This is a genomic window from Amycolatopsis sp. (assembly GCF_025464955.1).
Taxonomy (GTDB): Bacteria; Actinomycetota; Actinomycetes; order Mycobacteriales; family Pseudonocardiaceae; genus Amycolatopsis.
On record NZ_JAODNM010000181.1, the window covers coordinates 1 to 7,749 of the forward strand.

Annotated in this window: 9 protein-coding genes; 4 read left to right on the forward strand and 5 right to left on the reverse strand. The window is 65.4% G+C overall.

Going from position 1 to position 7,749, the window contains the following annotated elements:
- Nucleotides 1–767: 767 nt before the first annotated feature.
- Nucleotides 768–1,199 (forward strand): Lsr2 family protein, encoded by a 432-nt coding sequence (locus JWQ81_RS44555; RefSeq protein ID WP_297551699.1) that lies wholly within the window; start codon nucleotides 768–770, stop codon nucleotides 1,197–1,199.
- Between the two features lie 1,045 nt (nucleotides 1,200–2,244).
- Here JWQ81_RS44555 and JWQ81_RS44560 read toward each other — a convergent pair.
- Nucleotides 2,245–2,877, reverse strand: coding sequence for a helix-turn-helix domain-containing protein (locus JWQ81_RS44560; RefSeq protein ID WP_297551700.1), 633 nt, complete (start codon nucleotides 2,875–2,877; stop codon nucleotides 2,245–2,247).
- A 61-nt stretch (nucleotides 2,878–2,938) separates the two neighbouring features.
- Between JWQ81_RS44560 and JWQ81_RS44565 the strand changes: the two genes are divergently transcribed.
- Genes JWQ81_RS44565 through JWQ81_RS44575 form a run of 3 tightly spaced genes read left to right on the forward strand, consistent with a single transcriptional unit; the run spans nucleotide 2,939 to nucleotide 4,755 of the window.
- Nucleotides 2,939–4,087, forward strand: a complete 1,149-nt coding sequence (locus JWQ81_RS44565) for a glycosyltransferase (RefSeq protein WP_297551701.1) — start codon at nucleotides 2,939–2,941, stop codon at nucleotides 4,085–4,087.
- A gap of 23 nt (nucleotides 4,088–4,110) precedes the next feature.
- Nucleotides 4,111–4,521 (forward strand): response regulator transcription factor, encoded by a 411-nt coding sequence (locus tag JWQ81_RS44570; protein WP_297551702.1) that lies wholly within the window; start codon nucleotides 4,111–4,113, stop codon nucleotides 4,519–4,521.
- Between the two features lie 15 nt (nucleotides 4,522–4,536).
- Complete coding sequence (locus tag JWQ81_RS44575) at nucleotides 4,537–4,755, forward strand: LuxR C-terminal-related transcriptional regulator (RefSeq protein ID WP_297551705.1); 219 nt, start codon at nucleotides 4,537–4,539, stop codon at nucleotides 4,753–4,755.
- A gap of 4 nt (nucleotides 4,756–4,759) precedes the next feature.
- Here JWQ81_RS44575 and JWQ81_RS45240 read toward each other — a convergent pair whose 3' ends face one another.
- From JWQ81_RS45240 to JWQ81_RS44590, 4 genes are all read right to left on the reverse strand, one after another.
- Nucleotides 4,760–4,870 carry a winged helix-turn-helix domain-containing protein gene (locus tag JWQ81_RS45240; RefSeq protein ID WP_366942388.1) on the reverse strand — a complete coding sequence of 37 codons (111 nt, stop codon included), beginning with the start codon at nucleotides 4,868–4,870 and terminating at the stop codon, nucleotides 4,760–4,762.
- A gap of 85 nt (nucleotides 4,871–4,955) precedes the next feature.
- Nucleotides 4,956–5,717, reverse strand: coding sequence for a response regulator (locus JWQ81_RS45245; RefSeq protein ID WP_366942389.1), 762 nt, complete (start codon nucleotides 5,715–5,717; stop codon nucleotides 4,956–4,958).
- Nucleotides 5,635–6,222 (reverse strand): phage integrase N-terminal SAM-like domain-containing protein, encoded by a 588-nt coding sequence (locus JWQ81_RS44585; protein WP_297551703.1) that lies wholly within the window; start codon nucleotides 6,220–6,222, stop codon nucleotides 5,635–5,637. Before JWQ81_RS44585 ends, JWQ81_RS45245 begins: the two co-directional genes overlap by 83 nt.
- A 197-nt stretch (nucleotides 6,223–6,419) precedes the next feature.
- Entirely contained in the window at nucleotides 6,420–7,640 is a 1,221-nt protein-coding gene (locus JWQ81_RS44590) for a site-specific integrase (protein ID WP_297551704.1), read from the reverse strand.
- Nucleotides 7,641–7,749: the final 109 nt, after the last annotated feature.

Here is a 7,749-nt window from a genome sequence, read left to right on the forward strand (position 1 = left end):
GACCAGCTCCTGCGTCGCGGCGTCCACAAAAGTGTTCAAGCGCTGGAAAAAGACGTCCACGCCTGGATCAACACCTGGAATGAGAAACCGAAGCCGTTCGTGTGGAAGAAGACCGCGGAGGAGATTCTCGATTCCCTCGCACGATATCTCTCACGAATTTCCGGCGCAGGACAGTAGCGATGCGTGCGAGGTCGTGGCATCTGCGTCGTGAGATTCACCCGATCGCGGGCACCGGAGTCGCTGGACCCAAAACTGAGCAACGCCGCTTGCGCGGGGAGAACACTCCGGAAACCTGCTGGGCGAACTCGGAGGCTGTGCTTTTCGGCTCCCGTAACGAAAAAAGCAATGGACGTCACGGTGGAACCTGCAGTAAGGCGGCGATCACGGGCTGGGGCAGCCCAGTTCGTGATCGCCAGGGACAGACCTGCCGGTCCTACTACCGGGCGCAGCGTCAGGGTTCGCCTCGCCGTTGCAGGCCGGCCAGCCAGCGCTGTAAATCGAGTAAGGCTGACTCGGCAGGTCGTGTGGGGCGTTGTCGGTATGGCAATGGGCCTGCTAGCGCCCAATACTGACTTCCGTTGTGACTCAGCGAACTTTCGGTATTTCTGGGAACCTCAAGCCTCAGGTCACGCTGCTCGGCGCAGCCACAGTTGTTGATCCGTGCGAGCCTCGATCGTCTGGGGGCGGTTTGCTTATAGTTCGGGTGGTGGAGGTGATATCATTGCAAAATTGTCAGTTCGAACTGCCTTGACTGTAAAGGAAAATTCGTGGCGCAGAAGGTGCACGTCTCGATGGTGGACGACATTGATGGCGCGGAAGCGCATCAGTCGGTGAAATTCGGCCTTGACGGAATTGAGTACGAGATTGATCTGTCGGATGACAACGCGGCGGATCTTCGTGACTCGCTGGCCCGGTTTGTCGAGTACGCACGACGTACCGGAGGCAGGAAGGTGCAGCGCTCGGCCGGGGGAGGCGATGAGTTGCTGCCGGCTCGACGTGAACGGACTCAGCAGATCCGTTCGTGGGCACGGGAAAATGGCTACGCCGTCTCTGAACGGGGGCGAATTTCCGCTGAAGTGCTGGATGCGTTCACTGCGGCCGAAACCGCCGCCGAGGCTGAGCCGGTAGCGAAGCCGGTCTCTCGACGGGCGCCGCGCAAAGTGGCAGCGGCGGCGACGTCGAAACGGGGTCGCCACTGACCACCTTGGCTGACGAGGTGTGCGCGGACTAACTCTGGTCGCTGGCGTGGTGCGCGCAGGTTCACGCGCACCCCTTCTCGACGGTGGATGCGTGTGGGGAAGACTTGTTGCTTTGTGTCACCTGTTCGCTGGCTTGGACCACGTCGCAGGTGAGGGGAAGACCGCGCGATCGCCGCAGTCTGGAGTGATCACGAGGGGCAACCCCCGCGAGTGCGGGGAAGAGGTGTCATTCGTGCTGGTAGGCAAGGCCGTACCAGGACCACCCCCGCGCGTGCAGGGAGGACTCGGTCGTGACGATCACCGTGGCCGGGCTCGCGGGACCCCCGCGTGTGGGGAAGCGGTGCTCGTCGTCCTCGCGGTGTTCGGGGTCTCGGGGAAACCCCCGCCCCTGAGGGGAAGAGAAGATCGAGCTTACTGCTGAACGCATCCGGGAGGGGTCACCCCGCGCGTGCGGGGAAGACTGCCAGTTCCAGGTCATCTGACCTCGGGCGTCGGGACCACCCCCGCGTGCGGGGAAGACGGGTTTCCCACCGACGTTCCCCCAATGGTTCGAGGGACCACCCCCGCGCGTGCGGGGACGCCGCTTACTGACCTGCAGTTACGGTGACGATACCAGCGTTTTTTATTCACTTCGTGTGGAGATGGCGACTAGGGCTTGCGCCGGGACAGCGCCATCGGTAGCCGCTTCCAGCGGATCTGCCCGACTGCAGGGGTGTCTGAGGAGTCGCTAACCATAGGTATTGAGGGCCTCCGCCTTGTTGGCAGAGGCCTCAAAGGACCCAACTGGCGTCCGAACGTCGCTGGAATGCCGTGCCTCACGCCCCTGTGGGGGTGCCCGTGGGGTGCCCGGACGCGCAAGGAGCACAGTTGATCAATCGGGATGGCGTGGGACTCGAATGTCTCTGACCTGCAGGTATCGGGACTGGCGGGTTTTGCCAGGTAGGGGCAGTCACGAGACCTGTGGAACTTGTAAACAGGAGGTCAGGGGTTCGATCCCCCTTGCCGGCTTCAGAACGAAGTCAGGAAAGTCCAGCTCGACCCCGGATCACTGCACGAGCAGTACGCGCGCGAGGGTTGCGGCGATCCAGTCCTCTGCGTCCTGACCGGACCAGCCCCGATCCTGGACGAGGGAGCGGAAGACGTCGTAGGTGGTGATCGCGTACATGATGTCGGCGGCGCGTTCGGCACTGAGTCCGGGCTGCAGGGCGCCGCGCTCGGCGAGTGCCGGGGTGATGTGGCGTGGTCCGTCGTAGCGGCCGCGTTCGGCCTTGGCCAGGAAGGTGCCGACGTCCGGGTCAGCGGCCGCGGTCACCCGCATCACGTCCAGCAGGCCCATGTAGCGCTCCGACACTGTCCGCATCTCGTGGGCATAGAGGGCAAGTTGGCGGGCAGGGTCTGGCTCGGCGAACAGCTCCGTCACCCAGGCGCGCTCCGGTGGGGGCGTCGTGGCCAGTTCCGAGGGGCCGGCGACGACCAGTGCGGCGGCCTCGGCCAGCACCGTGACCTTGTTCCCGAACGCCTGGTAGATGGTCTGGACGTGGACACCTGCCTCGTCGGCGATCGTCTGCAGGGTCGTCGCGGCGTATCCGTGGGTGGTGAACAGCCGCGCGGCGGCCTCGGCGACTCGACGGCGCGTGGCTTGGCGACGGCTGTTGCCCGGATCTGCGGAGCTTGACATGTCCGCCAGCATACCTATAGTTCACTATATAGTCAGCTATAGCTCAGCGAAGGGTGTCGCGATGCGTGCTCTCTGTCCGACCACACCGATGGAGGGCGTGTTCGCCCCGGTGGTTCCGCTGGCCACAGCCTTGGTCGCCGAAGGTCACGACGTGCTCGTGGCCACCGCGCCCGACCTCATCGACCGGGTCCGGGCGACCGGGCTGAACGCGGTGCTCGCCGGGCCGTCCGCCCCTGAATCCGCGGCGCGTGCCTTCGCCGACCCGGAGTTCGCCGCAGGCGACCAGCCGTGGCGGGTCGGCGCGGTGATGTTCGCCCGCATCATGGCCGCCGAGAAATTGCTGACACTGCAAGCGATCGCCAAAGAGTTCGCCCCCGACCTCGTCCTGCACCCGCCGGTCGACCTGGCCGCGCCCCTGCTCGCGGCCGGTCTGGGCGTGCCGTCGATCACCTACGGCACCGGGTTGCTGCTCGAACCCGAACTGGTCGCCGCTATGGCGGGCTGGGTCAGGCCGCTGTGGCTGGCCGCCGGCCTGGAGCCCGATGACAACGCCGGGCTGTACCGCTACGGCTACCTCGACCCGGTGCCGACCAGCCTGCAACCCGCCCTCGGCCCGGCTGCCGGTTGCGTACGCCCTATCCGTCCCACCGTGCCGGGGTCTGTCGACGACAGCCTTCCCTCGTGGGCGGAAGGACTCGGCAACCGCCCAGTGGTCTACGTGTCGCTCGGCACCGTCCCGATCTTCAACCAACCCGAGACCTTCGCTCCGATCCTGGAGGCCCTTGGAGGCGAAGACATCGACGTCGTCGTCACTGTCGGGAACACCAATGACCCGGCCGCCTTCGGGCAGCTCCCAGCCAACGTCCGTCTCGAACGGTGGCTTTCGCTGGCAGCGCTGCTCCCGCTGTGCGATGCCGTGGTCTGCCACAGCGGCGCTGGTACGACGCTGGCCGCTTTGGCTCATGGCCTTCCGCTGGTGCTGCTGCCTCGGGGTGCGGACCAATTCCCGACCGCGGCGGCTTGTCGCCGTGCCGGGGTGGCTCAGGTGCTCAGTCCTCAGGAGATCACCGCCGACGCTGTTCGCCGCAGTGTCCACAGTGTCTTGAACGGTAACGATCATCGCGATGCGGCAGCACGGCTACGGAAGGAGATCGAGGAAATGCCATCCGTCGAGTCGGTTGCCCGGGAGCTGGTGAAATGTTCGCAGTAGCGGAAACGGCAGCGGTTTTGCGGGTGGTGCTGGCCGAGCGGCAACCTGTGATGCGTGCGGCACTGCAGATCTTGCTATCCACTGTAGACGATCTGACGGTGGTGGCCAGCGTGGACGACGTGGGGGATTTGGTTCGGACGGTGGCTTCGCATCAGCCGGACGTCGTGATCCTGGACGTCGGAAGCTGCGTGACCATCGCGGAAGTACTGCGATCGGTACCCGGTGTGGCAGTACTCGTCTTCACCGCCTCGGAGGACACCGCGTCGCTGTGTTCGGCACTCCGTACCGGTGCCCGCGGCTATCTGCTCAGAACCACCGAACCCGCGGCCATCCTGCAGGCGATTCAGGGCGTGGCGACGGGATCGGTGATCCTCGGCCCGTCCGTCGCGGCCAAGCTCTCCGAGCTGCTGTCCACGACACCGCCGCCGGATTAGTACCCGTTTCCGGACCTGGCCGGTCGAGAGCGCGAGGTGCTCGAGCTGATCGCCACCGGAATGAACAACTCGGCTGTCGCGCGGCACCTGAGCCTGTCCCCGAAGACGGTCCGGAACTACATCTCGTCGATCTTCACGAAGCTCCGCGTCGCCGACCGCTCGGAGGCGATCGTCCGCGCCCGTACGGTCGGCCTCGGGCTGTCGGGGCAGCTCGCCGGAGCTGTCTCGCACTGACCGTTCAGTTCTGCAGGACGTAGCCCAGGCCCCGCCCGGTTTGGAGCATCGGGGGCTGCCCGAGCTTCTGGCGCAGCTGTGCGATCACCACGTCGAGCACGTTAGCTCGTCCCATGCGGCGGCGATCAGCGTCGCGCGGGGGGACCTGGCCGCCGGCCTCGGTGAGCAGGCGTTCGAGGACCGCGAAGCCTGGCGTGACATCAGGCGACCAGCTCCGCCATCGCGAACGGCTTGACCAGGTAGTCGTCTCCCCAGGTCAGCCCGGCGATGCGGTCGGTGACGGCGTCGCGGGCGGTGAGGAAGAGGACCGGCACCGCCCAGCCGGTGCGGCGACGCTGTTCGAGGTAGTCCAGCGAGTCGCCCGAGGGCAGCATCCGGTCGAAGACCACGCCGTCGTAGGCGTTGACGCTCAGTGCCTCGTCGGCGTCGGCCAGGTCGACGCCGAACCCCACGCCGCGCAGCGACACCTCGAGGGCCACTCGGAGGTTCTCGAGCACTCGGACACGCCTGTCTTCTTCGTCCACGGCACGGATACTCCCGACCGGTGGCAGCTGGTCGTCGTCGACAGTTTCGACGGCGTCAGCTGGACACCTGGCACCAGCTATCGGCGGCTGGTGCTCAGCATTGCTACTGGTCACCACTTGTGAGCGTTGCGGGTCGGCCAGAACGCTGACAAGGTTTGCGGTGGTCCGGTGGGGTGGGTTGTTCACCCCGTTGGGCTTCAGCGCGGCGCGTCCTCGCGTGGCGAGGAACAAATCGGGCAGGTCGGCGCCGGCGTGGCGTGTCCGGGCTCGCAGATATCGGGTGAGGACTTGGCCGCTGCGTTCCCCGAAGGGAATGGTGCGTTGCCGGTCGCCTTTTCCTCGGACGGTGACCAGATCACGGCTGAGATTGAGTGACTCCAGGGGGAGGGTGGTGATTTCGCTGAGTCGGCCTCCGGAGTCGAGCAGGAGCCGGATGATGGCGGTGTCGCGCCGGTCGAGGAATGTCTTGCCGTTGCAGGTGGCGGAGTAGTGCGGCGAGTTCGTCGTCGCGGACGATGGGGATGAGTTTGCCGGGTTGGTTCGGTTGGGTGAGTTTGGCCATGGGGTGGCGTTCGAGTTCGTCCTCGTCGATGAGGTATTTGAACAACTGCTGGATGCATTTGTATTTGTTGAGGGCGGTGGCGGCGGAGCGGGTGTCGATCATCCAGGTGATGAACCAGTCGACGTGCTTGCGCTCGACGTCGGTCGGGTCCTGGGCGGCGTCGCTGTCGTCGTGGGGGTCCATGCCGGTCGTGGCGAGGAACGCGGGCAGGTCCGGGCCGGCGAGGAACTCGGCCAGTTGTGTGACAGCGAGTTCGTAGTTGTAACGGGTGGTGTGGGGCTTGTCCTGGGCGCGCAGGCTGCGGACCCACTCTTCGACGTAGGAGCGCCAGGCGGGCTCGGTGGGGCGTGGTAGACCCTGTTTAGTCAAATTCGTGCTCATCGGTAAAGCCTCCAGGCAAGGTGTCACTGAGCGCTGTGCTAGACCGAACCGACACCGAGGAGCACACAAAAAAACGGGTTTCCGCAGCTGCGAGCTGCGGAAACCCGTTGTCCGGTCGGGATGACAGGATTCGAACCTGCTACCCCTTGACCCCCAGATTCGGAGTCGGGCTGTTCAGATCGATCCTTCCCGACCGACTACGCCGCTCTGCTGTGCGCCTCGTGGAGCAGCCGTGCTGCGTCCGGGTTGGCCATGGCGCGCCCCATGTACACGTTCTGGGTCATCGAGGGGTTGGCGTGGCCGAGTTGATCGGCGATCTGGCGTGCACTCTGTCCGGCTCGGTCGAGCGCGGTCGCGACACTGCGGCGGCCTACGTGCAAGGTGAACTCCGGATAGCCGATCCGTGCCCGCATCGCCCTGACCGCGCGTTGAACACCAGAAGGCGCTCGCCAGCCGAGGACGCCCGAAGGAAAGACCGGGTCTTCGTCGATAGCGTCGGCTGGTCTCCTGACCAGGAGCAATGTGAGCAGGTAGTCGGGGATCCCGAGGATGCGGTTGGACTTCGGAGTCTTGCCCTCGTGCCGTACGAGGCCTTGGCCGCTGATGGCCACTATGTTGCCGTTCACCCACAGCGAGCGCGGCGGGATCTCCTGGTTGTCGACAATGATGGGTCGGTCGGTGAGGTTGACGTCGCGCCAGCGGACTGCGATGGCTTCGCCGAAGCGCAGGCCGGTGCCGAAGACGAACCGGATCAGGTCGGGAAGATCTGCTCTGACCGCGCGCTTGTCGGCATCCATCTTGCGCAGGAAGTCCATGAGCTGGGCATCAGTGAACGTGATCTTGCGGCGCTTCCTGCCGTTGTCGTCGATGGTCTCGAGTTCGCGGCACGGGTTGTGGCGGAACACGTCATGGCGCACCGCGACCTGCAGTACGCCCGAGAGTGCCGTTCTGATGCCGCGCAGAGTGCCGGCGGAGAGGTTTCCGCGGTCTTCCAGGTCGTCGAAGAAGTCCTCGATTCGCCCGACCGTGCACTCCCCGAGGAGCAGTTCGCCGAGTGCAGGGAGGATGTGGATCTTCAGCCGACTGCGGTAGCGGTCGTAGGTCGTGCCTCGGCGACGGCGGTGGATCCTGTCGATCCAGATGGCCGCCGCGTCCTTCAGCCGCGATTCGAGCGTGAGCGTCGTGCCGGACTTGCGGCTGGCCCGGGTCTGCAGGGCGTCCAGCAACCTGCCGATCGCGTCGTCTTCGGTCGTGTCTTTGCGTTCGACCTGGGCGGTGTGCCCGTCGTACCCGCGGTACAGGGCGTAGGCGCGCCAGCGCTCAGGCTGGACGACCTTGCCTTCCTCGTTGACTGCTGATGGGACGAACTTGGTATGGATCTCTCCCCAAGTGCCCAGCTCCATAGGTGTACGTGCCATGGTGTGGCCCTCCCCGACCATCGCCGTCACTTAGTTCTGGCTAAGTTCTGGCTACGGTCAGTCTAGCGACCAGGGGAGGAGGTGCCACAAACCTCTGACCTGGCCTTAT